Origin of the sequence: Sphingomonas sp. S-NIH.Pt15_0812 (assembly GCF_003951315.1) — a bacterium.
In the GTDB taxonomy this organism is placed as follows: Bacteria; Pseudomonadota; Alphaproteobacteria; order Sphingomonadales; family Sphingomonadaceae; genus Sphingomonas.
On record NZ_QLJH01000012.1, the window covers coordinates 58,995 to 76,117 of the forward strand.

General features: G+C 71.0%; 16 protein-coding genes. 10 read left to right on the forward strand and 6 right to left on the reverse strand.

Features of this window, described 5'->3' with window-relative positions:
• Positions 1 to 23: 23 nt before the first annotated feature.
• The 8 genes from BRX43_RS09895 to BRX43_RS09930 all read left to right on the forward strand — a co-directional run bounded on the left by BRX43_RS09895 (position 24) and on the right by BRX43_RS09930 (position 7,035).
• Entirely contained in the window at positions 24 to 1,358 is a 1,335-nt protein-coding gene (locus BRX43_RS09895; protein ID WP_241214886.1) for a lipopolysaccharide biosynthesis protein, read from the forward strand.
• Positions 1,359 to 1,431: 73 nt separating this feature from the next.
• A complete protein-coding gene (locus tag BRX43_RS09900; protein ID WP_125994696.1) occupies positions 1,432 to 1,896 on the forward strand; it encodes a DUF2141 domain-containing protein in 465 nt (154 codons plus the stop codon).
• A gap of 135 nt (positions 1,897 to 2,031) precedes the next feature.
• Entirely contained in the window at positions 2,032 to 3,048 is a 1,017-nt protein-coding gene (locus tag BRX43_RS09905) for an acylglycerol kinase family protein (RefSeq protein WP_164523574.1), read from the forward strand.
• A complete protein-coding gene (locus BRX43_RS09910; protein ID WP_125994698.1) occupies positions 3,045 to 3,923 on the forward strand; it encodes a hypothetical protein in 879 nt (292 codons plus the stop codon). The genes BRX43_RS09905 and BRX43_RS09910 overlap by 4 nt, the downstream gene beginning before the upstream one ends.
• On the forward strand, positions 3,920 to 4,669 hold the full coding sequence (locus tag BRX43_RS09915) for a nucleotidyltransferase family protein (protein ID WP_241214887.1): 750 nt from the start codon (positions 3,920 to 3,922) through the stop codon (positions 4,667 to 4,669). The genes BRX43_RS09910 and BRX43_RS09915 overlap by 4 nt, the downstream gene beginning before the upstream one ends.
• 21 nt (positions 4,670 to 4,690) lie before the next feature.
• Complete coding sequence (locus BRX43_RS09920) at positions 4,691 to 5,071, forward strand: VOC family protein (RefSeq protein ID WP_125994757.1); 381 nt, start codon at positions 4,691 to 4,693, stop codon at positions 5,069 to 5,071.
• A gap of 78 nt (positions 5,072 to 5,149) precedes the next feature.
• Positions 5,150 to 6,277: a fumarylacetoacetate hydrolase family protein gene (locus tag BRX43_RS09925; RefSeq protein ID WP_125994700.1), complete on the forward strand. Its 1,128-nt coding sequence runs from the start codon at positions 5,150 to 5,152 to the stop codon at positions 6,275 to 6,277.
• The gene (locus BRX43_RS09930; protein WP_125994701.1) at positions 6,274 to 7,035 is read left to right on the forward strand and encodes an SDR family oxidoreductase; all 762 of its coding nucleotides are present in this window, start codon (positions 6,274 to 6,276) and stop codon (positions 7,033 to 7,035) included. Before BRX43_RS09925 ends, BRX43_RS09930 begins: the two co-directional genes overlap by 4 nt.
• Before the next feature lie 90 nt (positions 7,036 to 7,125).
• Here the strand turns inward: BRX43_RS09930 and BRX43_RS09935 are convergent, their stop codons facing one another.
• The 4 genes from BRX43_RS09935 to BRX43_RS09950 form a co-directional block, all read right to left on the reverse strand.
• A complete protein-coding gene (locus BRX43_RS09935; protein ID WP_125994702.1) occupies positions 7,126 to 7,926 on the reverse strand; it encodes a PhzF family phenazine biosynthesis protein in 801 nt (266 codons plus the stop codon).
• Between the two features lie 3 nt (positions 7,927 to 7,929).
• Entirely contained in the window at positions 7,930 to 8,883 is a 954-nt protein-coding gene (locus tag BRX43_RS09940; protein WP_125994703.1) for a cation diffusion facilitator family transporter, read from the reverse strand.
• Positions 8,880 to 9,458 (reverse strand): pyridoxamine 5'-phosphate oxidase, encoded by a 579-nt coding sequence (gene pdxH / locus BRX43_RS09945; protein ID WP_125994704.1) that lies wholly within the window; start codon positions 9,456 to 9,458, stop codon positions 8,880 to 8,882. The genes BRX43_RS09940 and pdxH overlap by 4 nt, the downstream gene beginning before the upstream one ends.
• Before the next feature lie 128 nt (positions 9,459 to 9,586).
• The gene (locus tag BRX43_RS09950) at positions 9,587 to 10,411 is read right to left on the reverse strand and encodes a class I mannose-6-phosphate isomerase (RefSeq protein ID WP_125994705.1); all 825 of its coding nucleotides are present in this window, start codon (positions 10,409 to 10,411) and stop codon (positions 9,587 to 9,589) included.
• 111 nt (positions 10,412 to 10,522) lie between these two features.
• On the opposite strand from BRX43_RS09950, the gene BRX43_RS09955 reads away from it, so the two are divergent.
• A complete protein-coding gene (locus tag BRX43_RS09955; protein ID WP_125994706.1) occupies positions 10,523 to 11,494 on the forward strand; it encodes an outer membrane protein assembly factor BamD in 972 nt (323 codons plus the stop codon).
• A 206-nt stretch (positions 11,495 to 11,700) separates the two neighbouring features.
• Positions 11,701 to 13,359 (forward strand): DNA repair protein RecN, encoded by a 1,659-nt coding sequence (gene recN, locus BRX43_RS09960; protein WP_125994707.1) that lies wholly within the window; start codon positions 11,701 to 11,703, stop codon positions 13,357 to 13,359.
• Positions 13,360 to 13,692: 333 nt separating this feature from the next.
• Here recN and prsR read toward each other — a convergent pair whose 3' ends face one another.
• Both prsR and prsK read right to left on the reverse strand, forming a co-directional pair.
• A complete protein-coding gene (prsR, locus tag BRX43_RS09965) occupies positions 13,693 to 15,033 on the reverse strand; it encodes a PEP-CTERM-box response regulator transcription factor (protein ID WP_125994708.1) in 1,341 nt (446 codons plus the stop codon).
• Positions 15,030 to 17,114, reverse strand: a complete 2,085-nt coding sequence (gene prsK, locus BRX43_RS09970; protein ID WP_125994709.1) for an XrtA/PEP-CTERM system histidine kinase PrsK — start codon at positions 17,112 to 17,114, stop codon at positions 15,030 to 15,032. Before prsK ends, prsR begins: the two co-directional genes overlap by 4 nt.
• Between the last annotated feature and the right edge of the window lie 9 nt (positions 17,115 to 17,123).

The window sequence follows — 17,123 nt, forward strand, 5'->3', positions numbered from 1 at the left end:
CGGTGCTTAGGGCTGGGGCACGCATGACCGGTACTTCCATCGATCCCCCCGCCCCCGCGCCGTCACCGGCCCCGCGCGGGATGTTCCAGGCGGCGATGCGCAACCTGGGCTGGATGCTCGCCAGCCGCAGCGTGCTCGCCATCCTGTCGCTCTTCTATCTGGGCATCGCGACCCGCTCGCTGGGCGTCACCGGCTTCGGCCGGTTCGCGCTCATCACCGGCGCGGCACAGACTCTGGCGACGCTGGTCGCCTTCCAGAGCTGGCAGGTGGTGGTGCAATATGGCGTCCGCGCTCGCGCGACCGGCGACGCCCCCGCGCTCGGCCGGCTCTATCGCGGCGTCGCATACCTCGATGCCGCCACCGCGCTGGTCGGCGTCGGCCTGGCCTGGGTGATCCTGGAGATCTGGGGCGAGGCGCTCGGCATCGGCGCGACGCTGAAGCGGGCGACGCTGATCTTCGCCGTGGTCCAGCTTGTCACCGTCCGCTCGACCCCGCTCGGCATCCTGCGGCTGAACGACCGGTTCGCGCTCGCCGCGCTGGCCGACAGCGTGACGCCGGTGGTGCGCTTCCTGGGCGCGATCGCGGTATGGCTGGTCCATCCGACGGTGCAGGGCTTCCTGTTCGCCTGGGGGCTGGCGGAGGTGCTGACCGCCGCCGCCTATTGGATCATGGTCGCGCAACAGGGCGACCTGACGCTGATGCGCCGGCACGGACGCGGCGTCCGCGACCTGCCGCGCGAGCATCCCGGCATCGTCCGCTTCGCGCTGTCGACCAATGCCAGCTCGACGCTCGGCCTGTCGAGCAAGCAGGTGCCGCTGCTGCTGGTCGGCGCGGTGGTGGGCCCGGCGGCGGCGGGCGTGTTCCGGCTGGCGGCGCAACTGGCGCAGGCGCTGGCCAAGGTGTCGCAGCTCCTGTCCCGCGCCGCCTTTCCGGAGGTGGTCAAGTCGGTGCAATCCGCGACGCCGCAGCGGCTGGGGCGGATGCTGTCGCGGCTGTTCCTGGGCAGCGGCGTCGCGGCCCTGGGCATCATGGCGATCGTCGCGCTGGCGGGGAAGCCGGTGCTGAACCTGGTCGGCGGCCGCGACTTCCGTCATGCCTGGCCGGTCCTGCTGTGGCTGGCGGTGGCGGGATGCCTGGACCTGACGACGGTCGGTGTCGACACGGTGATGACCGCGCTGCAACGCGCCGGCACCGTCTTCGCGATCCGCGTCGTCGGCGTCGGGGTGATGTTCGCCGCCGCCTTCGCGCTCATGCCCTGGTACGCCGCGACCGGCGTGGCGATGGCGGTCACTGCCGGCTCGCTGGTCGTCGCGCTGCTGATGGCGGCGGCGGCGCTCCGCCTGTCGCGCCGCGGCTGAGGGACGGGAGCGCTTCGCCATCGTGCGGCCGTGATTCAGGCGCAGTCCATGGCCGGGGCACCAGGATAGTTTGATGAACAAGCCACTGTTTACCTTAGCGATTTCTACGACAGCCCTGCTCGCTGCCCCGGCCGTGGCGCAAAGCTGCGCCGGGCCGACCGGCCCCGGCATGGTGAAGCTGACGGTGCAGGCGACCGGCCTGCGCGATGCCCGGGGCGAGGTCGCCTTCACCCTCTATCCCGACGACAAGCGGCGCTTCCTGGCCAAGGGCGGCAAGCTGCTGCGCGTCCGCACCCCCGCCCAGGCGCCGGTCACGACCGGCTGTTTCTGGGTGCGGCCCGGCTTCTACGCGATCGCGCAATATCATGACGCCAATGCCGACCACGATTTCAACCGCACGCTGTGGACGCCGAAGGAGGGATTCGGCTTTTCCAACGACGCACCGACCTCGATCGGCCTGCCCGCCTTTGCCAGCGCGCGCTTCGCGGTGCCGGCCGGCGGCGCGACGATTCGCATGGCGATGCGCTACCGGCGATAGCCAAACCCTTATCGCCGCCAACAAAAATGGCCGGCGTGACCTGGATCACGACATTTTCAGGTCACAAAGTCGGTGTCTTACGTTTACGTCATAATTCTGTAGCCGCCGGGTCCCCCGACGGATAGCGGAGGCCTGGTGTCCACGGTTCTGTCTGCATCCCTGCCCTTTTGCGACGCGCGGGTCGACGCGCCGGCTTCGGCGAAGCCGGTGCCCGGCGTCGGCGTGCTGGGCGCGCTGCGCGTCGGAATCGTGTGCAATCCCAAGAGCCACCGCAATCACGGCGCGGAATATGAGGCGGGCGTGCCGGGTGCCGACAGCCTGATCGTCGCCGCACCGCGCACTCGCGCCGCGCTGGCGGAAACGCTGGTCGACTTTGCCGCGCACCGCATCGACCTGCTGGTGATCGATGGCGGCGACGGCACGGTGCGCGACGTGCTGACCGCCGCCGCCGATATCTGGGCCGGTTCCTGGCCGCGCGTCGCCGTCATCCCCTCGGGCAAGACGAACGCGTTGGCGATCGACCTGGGCCTGCCCGCCGACTGGACGCTGACCGACGCGCTGGACGCCGCCCGGCAAGGCCGGATGATCGAGCGCCGCCCGCTGGAGATCGCACGGGTCGGCGACGCCGCGCCGCCGGCGCGCGGCTTCCTGTTCGGTGCCGGCGCCTTCGCCAAGGCGACCGAACTGGCGCAGCACACCCACCGCGCGGGGGCGTTCAACAATCTGGCGGTCGGGCTGGCGCTCGGCTGGGGCGTGGCGCAGACCTTGTTCGGCACGGCGAAGAGCGCGTGGCGCGCCGGTACGGCGATGCGGCTCGCCCTGCCCGGCCAGCCGGCGGATCACGCCCAGCGCTACCTGCTGCTCGCCTCGACGCTGGGCCAGTTGCCGATGGGCCTGAAGCCGTTCGGCCCGCCGCGCGAGGGCATCCGCCTGCTCGCGATCGACGCGCCGCCGCGCCGGATGATGCTGGCGACCCCCGCCCTGCTGGCCGGATCGGTCGCGCCCTGGCTGGCGCGCGCCGGCTATCACCATATCGCCGCCGCGCAGTTCGACATCGCGCTGGACGAGGGCTTCATCCTGGACGGCGAGCATTTTCCCGGCGGCGCGCTGACCGTGCGGCAGGGACCGGCGCTCGCCTTCGTCACGCCATGAGCGAGACGCTTCGGGACCAGGTGGCGGCGGGGCTGGACGCCGCGGTCGCGGAACCGGTGCGCGCGGTCGCGGCCCGACTGGCCGGCGAGACGCAGGCGGTCGCCGTGCTGTTCTACGGCTCCAACCTGCGCACCCGCTCGCTGGACGGCGTGCTCGACTTCTATGTCCTGACCGATGGCCCGCCGGAGCGCGGATTGTGGCCGACCGTCAGCTATCGCGAGTTTCCGCTGAAGGGGCAGACGCTGCGCGCCAAGATCGCGACGATGCGCGCCGCCACCTTCCGCGCGGCGGCGTCGGGCGATCTGGTCGATACCACCATCTGGACCCGTTTCGTCCAGCCCGCCGCCCTGGCCTGGGTGCGCGATGCCGGGGCGCGCCATGCGGTGGTCGACGCGATCGCGGCGGCGGTCGTCACGGCGGCGCGCTTCGCCGCCGCGCTGGGGCCGGCAGAGGGGACGGCGGAGGATTATTGGCGCGCGCTGTTCCGCCAGACCTATGCCGCCGAACTCCGGGTCGAGCGGCCCGGTCGCGAGGAGCAGATCATCGCGCATGGCGCGGGGCGTTACCAGCGGCTGCTGCCCCTGGCGTGGGACGCGGCCGGCATCGCCTTCACCCGTGCCGGCGATCGGCTGATCCCCAGCCTGCCCCAGGCGGATCGCGTCCGTCGCGCATGGCGGCGGCGGCGGCGGCTGGGCAAGCCGCTCAACATCGCCCGGCTGGTCCGCGCCGCCTTCACCTTCGAGGGGGCCGCCGCCTATGGCGCGTGGAAGGTCGAGCGGCATACCGGTGTCGCCGTCACGCTGACGCCGTGGCGGACGCGCCATCCCGTGCTGGCCGCGCCGGCCGTGCTGTGGCAGGTATGGCGGCAACGATGACTTGGTCGGCCCTGATCCTGGCGGGTTCGCGCCCTGGCACGACCGATCCCGTCGCCAGCTATGCCGGCGTGTCGCATAAGGCGCTGATCCGGCTGGAAGGCGCGACCCTGCTCGACCGCGTCGCGGCGGCGGTGCGCGCGGCGGGCGCGACCCGCGTCGCCGTCTCCGCTTCCGACCGGGCGGTGGTGGTCGAGGCGATGCGGCTGGGGCTGGAGGTGCTGCCCCCCGCCGCCGGCCCCAGCGCCAGCGTCGCCGCCGCGCTGACCGTGCTCGGCACCCCCCTGCTGGTGACGACCGCCGATCATGCGCTGCTCGACGGCGCGTGGATCGCGCGGTTCCTGACGGATGTGCCCGCCGAGGCCGATGTCGCGACGCTGCTCGCCCGGCGCGACGTGGTGGAGGCCGCCGCCCCCGCGACCCGGCGGACCTGGCTGCGCTTCGCCGATGGCGACTGGTCGGGGTGCAACCTGTTCTGGCTCGCTACACCGGAAGCGGCGCTGGCGATCGGCCTGTGGAGCCAGGTGGAAGCGGACCGCAAGCGGCCGTGGCGGATCGTCTGGCGACTGGGGCCGCTGCTGCTGCTGCGCTATCTGTTCGGCCGGTTGACGCTGGCGGCGGCGGTGCGGCATCTCGGCCGGCGGGCGGGGGTGGAGACGGCGGTGGTGCCGAGCCCGTTCGGCCTCGCCGCGATCGACGTCGACAAGCCCGACGATCTCGATCTGGTCCGCACGCTCACCGGCTCCTGAATTTCCGAAAGGCCATCCATGATCCGATCGCTCCACCATGTCGCGATCATCTGTTCCGATTACGACGTCTCGAAGCGTTTCTACAGCGAATTGCTCGGCCTGCCCGTGCTGTTCGAGGTGTACCGCGCGGAGCGCCGGTCGTGGAAATGCGACCTGGGCGTCGGCACCGCGCAGATCGAGCTCTTCTCCTTTCCCGACCCGCCGGCCCGCGTCAGCCGGCCGGAAGCGCGCGGCCTGCGTCACCTGGCCTTCGCGGTCGACGATCTCGACGCCGCCGTCGCGCGGCTGGTCGCGGCGGGCGTGGCGGTGGAGCCGGTGCGGGTCGACCCCCATACCGACCGCCGCTTCACCTTCTTCGAGGACCCGGACGCGCTGCCGCTGGAACTCTATGAGGCCGGATGACCGGTATCCGATCGGCGGCAGGCCGCGCTTGACGGTCCTCCCGCACATAAGATACCGCTACCATATATGGAGGGGATAATGGTGACACGCGTATCGACCTGGGCCGAGGCGTTGCCGGCCGACTGGCGCAGCGGCACGTTCCTGGGACGCATCCAGACCCAGGCCGGCCCGTCGCCGATCCTGGTCCGGGGTGGCGTCGCCTATGACATGGCGCAGGTCGCGCCGACGGTCTCGGCGCTGATCGCCGACCGCCTGTTCGACGGCGGCGAGGCGCTGGGCGATCTCGACACGCTCGACCTGGCGCAACTGCTCAGCCCGATCGACCTGCAATGCGTGAAGGCGGCGGGCGTGACCTTCGCCGTCTCCGCGCTGGAGCGGGTGATCGAGGAGCGCGCGCGCGGCGACCACAGCAAGGCCGCCGAATTGCGCGGCCGGCTGGAAGAAGCGCTGGGCGGCAGCATCCGCTCGGTGGTGCCCGGCACGGACGAGGCGGCGGCGCTGAAGGAGGCGCTGATCGCCGACGGCCTGTGGTCGCAATATCTGGAGGTGGCGATCGGCCCGGATGCGGAAATCTTCACCAAGTCGCCGGTGCTCTCCACGGTCGGCCTCAACGCGCCGGTCGGCGTCCGTTCCGATTCGACCTGGAACAATCCGGAGCCGGAAGTGGTGCTGGTCGCCGACGCGCACGGCGTGGCGGTCGGTGCGACGCTCGGCAACGACGTCAATCTGCGCGATTTCGAGGGTCGTTCGGCGCTGCTGCTCGGCAAGGCGAAGGACAACACCGCCTCCTGCTCGCTCGGGCCGCTGATCCGCCTGTTCGACGACGGCTATTCGATGGAGGATGTGCGCGCCGCCGACGTGGCGCTGACCATCACCGGCACCGACGATTATGTGCTGAACGGCCATAGCACGATGCAGGAGATCAGCCGCGATCCGGAAGAGCTGCTCCGCCAGGCGCTGAGCGAGCATCACTATCCCGATGGCCTGGTGCTGTTCTGTGGCACCCTGTTCGCCCCGACCCAGGATCGCGACGAGCCGGGCAAGGGCTTCACCCACAAGATCGGCGACACGGTGGCGATCCGCAGCGAGCGGCTGGGCACCTTGATCAATCAGGTCACCACCTCGCGCGATGCGCCCGCCTGGACCATGGGCATCGGCGCGTTCATGGCCAATCTGGCTGGCCGCGGCCTGTTGGGAGCGAAGTGATGACGGCCAATTATCCCTCGCTGGCGGACAAGCGCGTCATCATCACCGGCGGCGCCAGCGGCATCGGCGCCGGGCTGGTCGAAGCCTTCGCGGCACAGGGCGCGGCAGTGGCCTTCGTCGACATCGCCGAGGGCGATGGTCAGGCGCTGGCCGCCAGGCTGACGGAGACGGCGGCGCACGCCCCGATCTTCCGGCGCTGCGACCTGACCGATCTCGAACAGCTCGCGTCCGTGTTCGCCGAACTGGAACAGGCGCTGGGCGGGGTCGACATCCTGATCAACAACGCCGCAAGCGACGATCGCCACTCGATCGAGGATGTCACCCCGGCCTATTGGGACGAGCGGTTCGCGGTGAACTTGCGCCACCAGTTCTTCGCCGCCAAGGCGGTGATCCCGGCGATGAAGCGCGCCGGCGGCGGGGCGATCCTGAACTTCGGGTCGATCAGCTGGCACCTCGCCTTGCCCGACCTGGTCCTCTACCAGACCTGCAAGGCGGCGATCGAGGGGCTGACGCGCAGCCTGGCCCGCGATCTCGGCCGCGACGGCATCCGCGTCAACACGATCGTGCCCGGCAACGTCCAGACGCCGCGCCAGGAACGCTGGTACACGCCCGAGGGCGAGGCCGAGATCGTGGCGGCGCAATGCCTGGACGGCCGCATCCAGCCCGCCGACGTGGCGGCGCTGGCGCTGTTCCTGGCCTCCGACGATGCGCGGATGTGCACGGGACATGATTATTTCGTGGATGCCGGCTGGCGGTAAGCCGGGTCGAGGCGTCATTAGGATCCTATCCCCCACTCCGCTCCCCCGGCAAAGGCCGGGGAACGGAGTGGGGGTAACGACACCCCATCCTTACGGCAGCAGGAAGCTGCCCTCGATCACCGTCACGCACTGTCCGCCCAGCACCACCCGGTCGTCCGCCAGCCGGCAGGTCAGACGCCCGCCCCGCGCGCTGGCCTGGAACGCGGTCATCGTATCGCGGCCGAGTTTCTCCGCGAAATAGGGCACCATCACCGCATGGGCCGATCCGGTCACCGGGTCCTCGTCGATCCCATAGGCCGGCGTGAACACGCGCGAGACGATGTCCGTCTCCTGCCCCCGCGCCGCCAGGACCGCGACGCAGGGCTCCGCCGCCGCCAGCGCACGCTGGTCCGGACGGGCGTCCCGCACCGTCGCCGCGTCGTCCACGACGATCAGCGCATAGCCCTTCTCATGCCACAGCGTATCGACCACGCCGTCCACGCCCAGCGCCGCGACGATGGCGTCCAGCGCGCGCGGCGCCGGGGCCCAGGCCGGCAGGTCGAGGCTATAGCCGCTCCCCTGCCGCGCCACCGCCAGCACGCCCGAGCGGCGAGTGCGGAACGCCACCCGGTCGATCGCGCCGTCGCTCGACAGCACGACATGGCCGCTCGCCAGCGTCGCATGGCCGCACAGCGCCACCTCGGCGGTGGGCGTGAACCAGCGGAGTTCGAACGTCGCCTCCGCATCGCCGGTCAGCGGCACCAGAAAGGCGGTTTCCGACAGGTTGTTCTCCGCCGCGATCTGCTGAAGCAGCGCGTCGTCCGGCCAGGTGGCCAGCGGCATCACCGCCGCCGGGTTGCCGGCAAAGGGCCGGTCGGCAAAGGCATCGACCTGGGTGAACGGGATGCGCATCGCTCAGTGCCCCACGCGCTTGCCGAACCAGTGCGGCGTCACGTCCGCCTCGACCAGCGGATTGTCGGTATCGACATGCCCCTCGGGATCGAGATGGATCAGCACCTCCACCTTGGGGAAGGCCCGCTTCAGGTTACGCTCGACCCCCTCGACCAGGTCGTGCGCCTCGGCCACGGTCAGGTCGCGCGCGACCTCCATATGGAATTGCGCGAAGTCGTGGCTGCCCGAGCGGCGGGTGCGGAAGTCGTGGATGCCGCGCAGCCCCGGCTGGCGCGCCGCGACGTCGAGAAAGGCCGCGCGCTGGTCGTCGGGCCATTCCTTGTCCATCAACATGTCGATCGCGGTCGAGGAGGCTTGGAACGCCCCCCACAGCAGCCACGCGGCGATGGCGATGCCGAAGATCGCGTCCGCGCCGTGCCAGCCCAGATACTGGTCGAGCACCAGCGCGCCGATCACCGATCCGTTGAGCAGCACGTCCGACTGGTAATGGACATTGTCGGCCAGGATCGCGACCGAGCCGGTCTTGCGGATCACCATGCGTTGATAGGCGAGCAGCCCGATCGTCGCGACGATCGCGATCACCGACACGCCGATGCCGAATTCCGCATCGGTGGTCGCATTGGGCGCGCCCAGCGCTTGGATCGCGCGCCAGCCGATCCCGGCGGCGGACGCGGTGATCAGCGCGACCTGGAACAACGCCGCCAGCGCCTCCGCCTTGCCATGGCCGAAACGGTGATCGTGATCCGCCGGCGTCGCCGCCAGCCGCACGCCATAGAGCGTCACCAGGCTGGCGAGCAGGTCGAGCGCGGTATCCGCCAGCGACCCCAGCATCGCGATCGATCCGGTATGCCAGGCGGCGAACCCCTTCAGCGCGAGCAGGAAGGTCGCCATCGCGACGCTGGCCAGCGCCGCGCGGGTGGCATAGGGAACGAGGCGACGGCGTTCGTCGTGCGTCATGGGAACAGCAACCCTTCGCGCCAGCCGCCCTCCACGTGCGTGAACAGGCGGCGCTCATGCAGGCGATGCGCGCGATCCTGCCAGAATTCGATCACGTCGGGCGTGACGCGATAGCCGCCCCAAAAGGGCGGGCGCGGCACGTCCTGCCCCTCGAACCGGGCCTTCATCGCCTCGAACCGAGTTTCGAACGTCGCCCGATCGGCGAGCGGGCGGGACTGGTCGGAGGCCCAGGCGCCGAGCTGCGAATCGCGGCTGCGGCTGGCGAAATAGGCGTCCGATTCGGCGTCGGTCGCCAGCGTCACCGCGCCCTCGATCCGCACCTGGCGGCGCAGCGACTTCCAGTGGAACAGCAACGCCGCGTGCGGGTTGGCGGCGAGGTCGGCGGCCTTGCGCCCCTCGCGATTGGTGTAGAAGACGAAGCCGTCCGGGCCATGGCCCTTCAACAGCACCATGCGGACCGACGGCCGCCCCGCCGCATCCGCGGTGGCAAGCGCCATCGCATTCGAATCGTTGATTTCGCTCTCGCGCGCCTCGGCGTACCAGGCGTCGAACAGCGTGAAGGGATCGTCGGCCATCGCCGTCCGATACGCCTCCCCCTCGATCAAGTCGAGCGGCCACCGGCTGCCGGAAGACGGAGGAAATCTATCGCGAAACCGTCATGCCGAGGCGCGAAGCGACGCCATGACGGTCCGATAGGAGAGGGTCAGAGTCGCCGAGTGCCCGGATAGGCGAACAGCACGTCCGCGCCGTCGTCCAGCGTGATCGTCTCGTTGCCCTTCACGGTCACGCATTCGCCGGCCTGGAAGCGGACATCGGCGACATTGCCGCCGCCGGTGATCGGCACGATCCACGCGGTCAGCCCCTCGGGCAGCGCGACGGCGTGCGCGCCGCCGGTCCAGCGTTCCAGCACGAATTTCGGCCCCTCGACCAGGATGGTCCGCTCGCCATCGACGCGGCCGGGCGAGGTGATCGCCTGGTACGGGGTCAGGTGCGCGACCGCGACGCCGTCATCCAGGTGCAGTTCGCGGGGGCGGCCATAATCATAGAGGCGATAGGTCGTCTCGCTGTTTTGCTGCACCTCGATCAGCGTCAGCCCCGCGCCGATCGCATGGATGGTGCCCGAGGGGGCGTAATAGAAATCGCCCGCCTTGACCGGCACCCAGTCCAGCTTGTCCTCGATCGATCCGTCGAGCGCCGATTCCCGCAGCGCGTCGGCGGTCATCGCCTGTTTCGGCCCCAGCGCGATGGTCGAATCGGGCGTTGCGGCCAGGATCGTCCAGCATTCGTCCTTGCCGCGCGGCAGGCCGCGCTTGTGCGCCTCCTCATCGTCGGGATGGACCTGCACCGACAGTTTCTCGCCGGTGAACAGGTACTTGATCAGCAGGTCGGGCGTGGTGTCGCCGGGTTCCTGGAACCAGACCTCGCCCACCGGCTCGCCGCCCGCCGGCTGGTCGGGAAAGCCGGGCCAGAGGTCGGTGCGGCCCCAGGGCTTCTCGACGCGATGGGTGTGCAGCTTGGTGGCGGGCATCGGTTGGCTCCTTGTTCGTATCCGGCCGGTCGAACGCCTTCCCCTATCGCGACGATCCGGTGCGTCCAGCCTATTGTTTCCCGGGGCCACGCTGCGCTACAGGCGAGGCCGATGCGTATCCCCCGTTCCCGCGCGCTTGGCGTCGCGATGATCGCCGCCGTCGTGCTTCCGCTGGGCGCCTGTGCGCGCAATGCCGGCAAGGGCGACGTGCCATATGTCGCGCGCGACGTCGGCACGCTGTACACCACCGCCAAGAACCGGCTCGACCAGGGCCGCTACAAGGAGGCGGCGATCCTGTTCGACGAGGTGGAGCGCCAGCACCCCTATTCGATCTGGGCCCGCCGCGCGCAGTTGATGAGCGCGTTCAGCTATTATCTGGCGCGCGACTATACCCAGTCGATCCAGTCGGCGCAGCGGTTCATCTCGGTCCATCCGGGCAATCGCGACGCGGCCTATGCCTATTATCTGGTGGCGCTCGGCTATTACGAGCAGATCACCGACGTGACCCGCGACCAGAAGATCACCCGCCAGGCGCTTGATGCGCTGGGCGAGCTGATGCGCCGCTATCCCAACACCCGCTATGCGTCGGATGCGCGGCTGAAGATAGACCTGGTCAACGACCACCTCGCCGGCAAGGAGATGGAAGTCGGCCGCTTCTACGAGGCGCGCGGCCAGTGGCTGGCGGCGAACATGCGCTTCAAGCGGGTGATCGAGCAATATCAGACGACCACCCATGCGCCCGAGGCGCTGATGCGGTTGACCGAGACCTATCTGAACCTGGGCGTGCCGGTCGAGGCGCAGAAGGCCGCCGCCGTGCTCGGCCGCAACTATCCGGGCAGCGACTGGTATGCCCATGCGTACAAGCTGATGAAGGACCATCCCTTGCCGGAAGCGCCGCTGGTCCCACCGGGCCAGCCGATCATCCCGGACGGCACGCCGGGCGCCAAGGCGCATTCGCTGCCGGGTGATTCGGGCAGCGCCTCCGGCGTGCCGCGCGACGCGCAGCCGGCCGGGGTTCCCGGCACCGCCACCGGCGGCTCGACCGTCGGCCCGAACAGCAGCACCGGCATCCCCCGCCAGTAAGGCCGGCTGACGGGTTCCGGCGCAAGCCGGAGCCCGGGGTTCCAGCGACTAGGACCCCCCGCCCCCCCCCCCGCCCCTCGCCGCCCGCTCGCGCAGCAGCGCGGCGGCGACCAGGGCGTCGGCAGGCGGTCGTCCACCGGCTTTATTCGCGCCTCCGGAACATAAGCGGTTCAAATCGGCCCCGCCCCGGTCTACATCGGCCGTCTATGCTGACCGCGCTGTCCATCCGTGACGTGGTGCTGATCGAAGCGCTCGACCTCGACTTTGGCGAGGGACTGGGCGTGCTGACCGGCGAGACGGGCGCGGGCAAGTCGATCCTGCTCGATGCCCTGGGGCTGGCGCTCGGCGGGCGTGGCGATAGCGGCCTGGTGCGCCATGGCGCGACCCAGGCGGTCGTCACCGCCAGCTTCGATGCCCCCTCCGCGCCGCTCGCCGCCCTGCTCGACGAGAATGGCGTCGAGGTGGAGCCGGGCGAGCCGCTGCTGATCCGCCGCGTGGTGAAGGCGGATGGCGGCAGCCGGGCCTTCGTCAACACCCAGCCCGTCTCCGCCACGCTGCTGCGCGAGATCGCCCCGCGCCTGGTCGAGATCCATGGCCAGCATGACGATCGCGGCCTGCTCAACCCGCGCGGCCACCGCGCGATGCTCGACTCGTTCGGCAAGGTCGATCCCGCCGAGGCGGCGCGCTGCTGGGCCGCCTATCGCCAGGCGGAAGCGACGCTCGCCGCCGCGCGCGCGGAGATCGAGACGGCGGCGCGCGACCGCGAATGGCTGGAGCATAGCGTCGCCGAGCTTCAGGCGCTGGGGGCCGAGCCGGGCGAGGAGGAATCGCTCGCCGACAAGCGCCGCTCGATGCAGCGCGCCGAGAAGATCGCCGACGACCTGTCCGCGATCGAGGATCATCTGGAGGGGTCGGACGGCGGTCTCGCCCGCCTGCGCCAGGCCGCGCGCGTGCTGGAGCGGGTCGCGCCGGATCACGAATCGCTGGCCGAGGCGCTGGCGGCGGTCGACCGCGCGGTGATCGAGGCGTCCGCCGCCGAGGAGCGGCTGCGCGAGGCGCGCCATGCGCTCGCCTTCGACCCGCGCGCGCTGGAGGACGACGAGTCGCGCCTGTTCGACCTGCGCGCCATGGCCCGCAAGCACCGGGTCCAGCCCGACGACCTCGCCGCGCTGACCGAGGAGCTGGCGGCCCGGCTCCAGCGGCTCGATGCGGGCGAAGGCGGCATCGCCAAGCTGGAGGCGACGGTGGCGACGACCCGCGCCGCCTATGACAAGGCGGCGGCGGCCCTGTCCGAACGGCGGGCGGCGGCGGCGACGCGGCTCGACACGGCGGTGGCGACCGAATTGCCGCCGCTCAAGCTCGACGCCGCGCGGTTCCGCACCGTGATCGCGCCGCTGGGGCCGGACGGCTGGTCCGCCGCCGGCAAGGACCGGGTCGAGTTCGAGATCGCCACCAATCCCGGCGCGCCCTTCGCCCCGCTCGCCAAGATCGCGTCGGGCGGCGAATTGTCGCGCTTCCTGCTCGCGCTCAAGGTCGCGCTGGCGGAAACGGGCGGCGCGGAGACGATGGTGTTCGACGAGATCGATCGCGGCGTCGGCGGCGCGGTGGCGTCGGCGATCGGCGAGCGGCTGGCGCGGCTGGCGATGCGGACGCAGCTGCTGGTGGTGACGCACAGCCCGCAGGTCGCGGCGCGCGGCGCCGCGCATCTGCTGATCGCCAAGGCCAATGACGGCATCGTCACCCGCACCGGCGTCCGCCAGTTGTCGGAAGGAGAACGACGCGAGGAGATCGCCCGGATGCTGTCCGGCGCGACCGTCACCGACGAAGCCCGCGCACAGGCGGAACGACTGCTGGAGACGGCCTGACGCGCCGGAGGAAGGATCGCTTCCAAAGGCCTTTCCGTGGTCCTGCGAAGGTAGGAGCACAGCGTTACACGCATTAGAACACGATGTCTGGCTTGGCTCTGGGCTCCTGCCTCCGCAGGACCACGGCCGGGTCACGCACTAGCCGGGCGAGTTCGCGACGATCCCCTGCCAGAAAAATTGCGCCTCAGAATCCAATGATATGATCTGGACTTGGGATCGTCATTGCGAGCGTAGCGAAGCAATCCACAGCCGCGCGCGTGACGCTCTGGATTGCTTTGCTGCGCTCGCAATGACGGCTTGGGTTAACCCGATGTCATCCCGCTCCAGCCCCCCTCACCCCTGCAAGTCATAGGCCTTGAGCAGGTCGTAGAGCGTCGGCCGGCTGATCCCCAGCAATCGCGCGGCGGCGGAGACATTGCCGTCGGCCTGGGCCAGCGCCCGGCCGATCGCGCGCCGGTCGGCGGCCTCGCGCGCGGTGCGCAGGTTGAGGTCCGCACCCGCTTCGCCCAGGTCGAGATCGGCGGCGGTCACCAGCTTGCCCTCCGCCATGATGACCGCGCGCTTCACCCGGTTCTCCAACTCGCGGACATTGCCCGGCCAGCCCCAGGCGTCCACCGCCGCGCGCGCATCGGCGGCGAGGCCGGTGACGGCGGGGTTGAGCGTGCGCGCATAATGCTGGACGAAGTGCCGCGCGATCAGCCCGGCATCGCCGGTCCGCGCCGCCAGCGCCGGGATGCGCACCACGATCTCCGCCAGCCGGTAGTAGAGATCCTCGCGGAACCGCCCGTCCGCGACCATCGCATCGACATCCTGATGCGTCGCGCAGACGATGCGCGTGTCGACCGGGATCGCCTTGCGCCCGCCGATCCGCTCGATCACCCGTTCCTGGAGGAAGCGCAGCAGCTTGACCTGCAAGGCCAGCGGCACGTCGCCGATCTCGTCCAGGAACAGCGTGCCGCCCGCCGCCTGCTCGATCTTGCCCTCGGTCGTCTTGACCGCGCCGGTGAACGCGCCCTTTTCATGGCCGAACAGTTCGGCCTCCAGCAGCGTCTCCGGAATGGCGGCGCAGTTGATCGCGACGAACCGCCCCTGGGCGCGCGGCGACGCGTCGTGGACGCCGCGCGCCAGCAGCTCCTTGCCCGTCCCGCTCGCCCCCAGCAGCATCACCGAGACATTGGCGGGGGCGACGCGCTGGAGCTGGCGCGCGACCTGGGTCATCTCGGGCGAGGCATAGAGCAGCCCGCCAAAGCCGCTGGGCGCGGCGCGCGCCGCCAGCCGACGGTTCTCCGCCTCCAGCGCATGGACGTGGAAGGCGCGCGCGACGATCAGGCCCAGCGCATCGATATCGATCGGCTTGGAGTAGAAGTCCCAGGCCCCGTCGCCGATCGCCTGGAGCGCGCTGGCGCGTTCGCCATGCCCGGACGCCACGATCACCTTGGTGGCCGGTGCGGCCGCCAGCATGTCGCGAAGCGTCGCGAACCCCTCGCTGGTGCCGTCTGGATCGGGCGGCAGCCCCAGGTCGAGCGTCACCACCGCCGGCTCGTGCAGGCGCAGCGCGTCGAGCGCGGCGGCCCGGTCGCCCGCCACCACCACCTCATAGGCCTCATAGGCCCAGCGCAACTGGCGCGCGAGCGCGGCGTCGTCCTCGACGACCAACAGGACCGGCCGGCTCACGCCGCCGCATCCAGCATCGCCGCCGCCGCCAACAGGATGCGGAAGCGGGTGCCCTCGCCCTCGCGGCTCGATACGTCCAGCCTGCCGTCCATCGCCCTCACCAATTCCCGTGCCTCATAGGCGCCGATCCCGAATCCGTTCGGCTTGGTCGAGACGAACGGCCGGAACAGCTGGTCGCGCACGAAGCCGGGGCTCATGCCACCGCCCCGGTCGATCACCTCGATCGCCACCGCCCCGTCGCCGACCTCGACGCGCAGGCGGACCGGCACGCCCCGATCGCTCGCCTCGACCGCATTCTGGATCAGATGGTCGAGCACCTGCGCCAACCGCCCCGGCGCCGCCATCACATGGATCGGTTCGCCGGGCAGGATCTCGACCTCGACGGGATGCTGCGCCCGGCGCATCGCGGCGGCGCGCGCGACCAGGGCGGCGGCATCGACGGCGCGAAGCGGTTCGGGGCGCGACGCGTCATGCTGGCCCAGCCGGGCGAGCAGCGCCGTCATCCGCGCGCCCGATTCGCGCAATGTCGCGACCATGTCGGCGCGGAATTCGGCATTGTCGGCATGGCGTTCGGCATTGCGCGCGACCAGCGTCACCTGGCTGGCGACATTCTTGATGTCGTGGAGCAGGAAGGCGAAGCGGCGGTTGAACTCCTCGAACCGCGCGGCATCGGCCAGCGCGGCATGGGCGCGGTCCTCCGCCAGATAGCTGGCCGCCTGCCGCCCGACGACGCGGAGCAGGTCGAGATCCTCCCAGTCCAGCGCCCGATCCACCGGCGGCCGCGCCAGCACGATCGCGCCGGCCAGCCGCTCGCCATGCAGCAGCGGCACCACCACCCAGGCCATCGGATCGGCCAGCAGCGCCGCCGGGATGCAGGCCGCCTCCGCACCCCCGGCATCGGCACGGATCACATCCAGCGCGACGATCCGGCCGGTGGCGAGATGCCGGGCGAAGGCCAGGTCGGCGGGGTCCGGGTCCTGCGGGTCGCAGTTCCACGCCGCCGCCGGGATCATCCGCTCGTCCTCCGCCATCGCCAGCAGCAGCCCCGCGGGGGAATCGGTCAGGTCGGCGACCGCCCGCACGATGCGCACGCCCAGCGGATCGCCGCCGGGCCCCGGATCGCCCAGCGTCGCGGTGAAGCGCTGCCATTCGGTGCGATAGTCATAGCGGTGGCGGAACAGATGCTTGGCGACCTTCACCCGAGTCCAGGCGCGCAGCCAGGGGGTCGAGGCGAGCGCGAGCAGCGCCGCCGCCGCGCCGAACACCACCGCCGTTTCGTAGATGCGGCCATGGCTGCCGCCGATCGCCGCCGCCAGATGCGCGACCAATGCGGTCGTCGCGGCATAGATCAGCACCGCCACGCTCGCCAGCGAGCGCATCGCGGCGGTGCGCGACAGGGCCGGCGCGGCGGCATCGTCCGCCCGGCTGCCCGCCGCCGCCAGCAATCCCGCGACCGCCGCCATGGCGAAGCCGCGCAGCGCGGCCAGCGCCGGGACCCAGCCCTCGACATAGGTGACCGCCGTCAGCAGCAGGTCCAGCCCCCACATCACCCCCAGCGCCGCCAGCGCCAGCCGCAGGCCGCCTTGCGCCCGCCCCTGCGCGCCCGCCAGATGCTGGACCAGCACCAGCGATCCCAGCGCCGCCATCATCACCAGCGCCAGCCGGGTCTGCTCCATCGCCGCCGCCAGCGCCGTCGGCACGCTGGTCGGCGCAGCGATCCCCTGCCCGATCGCCAGTCCGACCGTCAGCAGCGTGACCAGCGCCACGACCATGCACAGCGCCGCCAGCGCCCGGCTGATCCCCTCGCGCGTGGTGGAGTGGCGGATCAGCACGATGAGCCAGCCCAGCCACGCCAGGTTGCGCGCGCCGAGCAGCAGATGGACGATGGGGTCGCCGGCGCCGATCCCCGCCACGATCAACGCCCACAGGCTGGTGACGGCGAGGGCGGCGACCAGGATATGGCGCGGCGGGCGACCCCCCGCCCCCCGCGCCTCCGTGAGGGCGAGCGTGCCGAACAGCAGCGCGGCCAGCGCATGGCCCCACAGGATCAGCGTGACGTCCACCTCAGCCGGTCCGCCCATGGTCGACGG

Coding starts and splice junctions, on each gene's coding strand:
- BRX43_RS09935 (WP_125994702.1), bottom strand. CDS start 7,926: ATGCGCATCCCGTTCACCCAGGTCGATGCCTTTGCCGACCGGCCCTTT.
- BRX43_RS09940 (WP_125994703.1), bottom strand. CDS start 8,883: ATGACGCACGACGAACGCCGTCGCCTCGTTCCCTATGCCACCCGCGCG.
- pdxH (WP_125994704.1), bottom strand. CDS start 9,458: ATGGCCGACGATCCCTTCACGCTGTTCGACGCCTGGTACGCCGAGGCG.
- BRX43_RS09895 (WP_241214886.1), top strand. CDS start 24: ATGACCGGTACTTCCATCGATCCCCCCGCCCCCGCGCCGTCACCGGCC.
- BRX43_RS09915 (WP_241214887.1), top strand. CDS start 3,920: ATGACTTGGTCGGCCCTGATCCTGGCGGGTTCGCGCCCTGGCACGACC.
- BRX43_RS09910 (WP_125994698.1), top strand. CDS start 3,045: ATGAGCGAGACGCTTCGGGACCAGGTGGCGGCGGGGCTGGACGCCGCG.
- BRX43_RS09955 (WP_125994706.1), top strand. CDS start 10,523: ATGCGTATCCCCCGTTCCCGCGCGCTTGGCGTCGCGATGATCGCCGCC.
- BRX43_RS09900 (WP_125994696.1), top strand. CDS start 1,432: ATGAACAAGCCACTGTTTACCTTAGCGATTTCTACGACAGCCCTGCTC.
- prsK (WP_125994709.1), bottom strand. CDS start 17,114: ATGGGCGGACCGGCTGAGGTGGACGTCACGCTGATCCTGTGGGGCCAT.
- BRX43_RS09950 (WP_125994705.1), bottom strand. CDS start 10,411: ATGCCCGCCACCAAGCTGCACACCCATCGCGTCGAGAAGCCCTGGGGC.
- BRX43_RS09925 (WP_125994700.1), top strand. CDS start 5,150: ATGGTGACACGCGTATCGACCTGGGCCGAGGCGTTGCCGGCCGACTGG.
- recN (WP_125994707.1), top strand. CDS start 11,701: ATGCTGACCGCGCTGTCCATCCGTGACGTGGTGCTGATCGAAGCGCTC.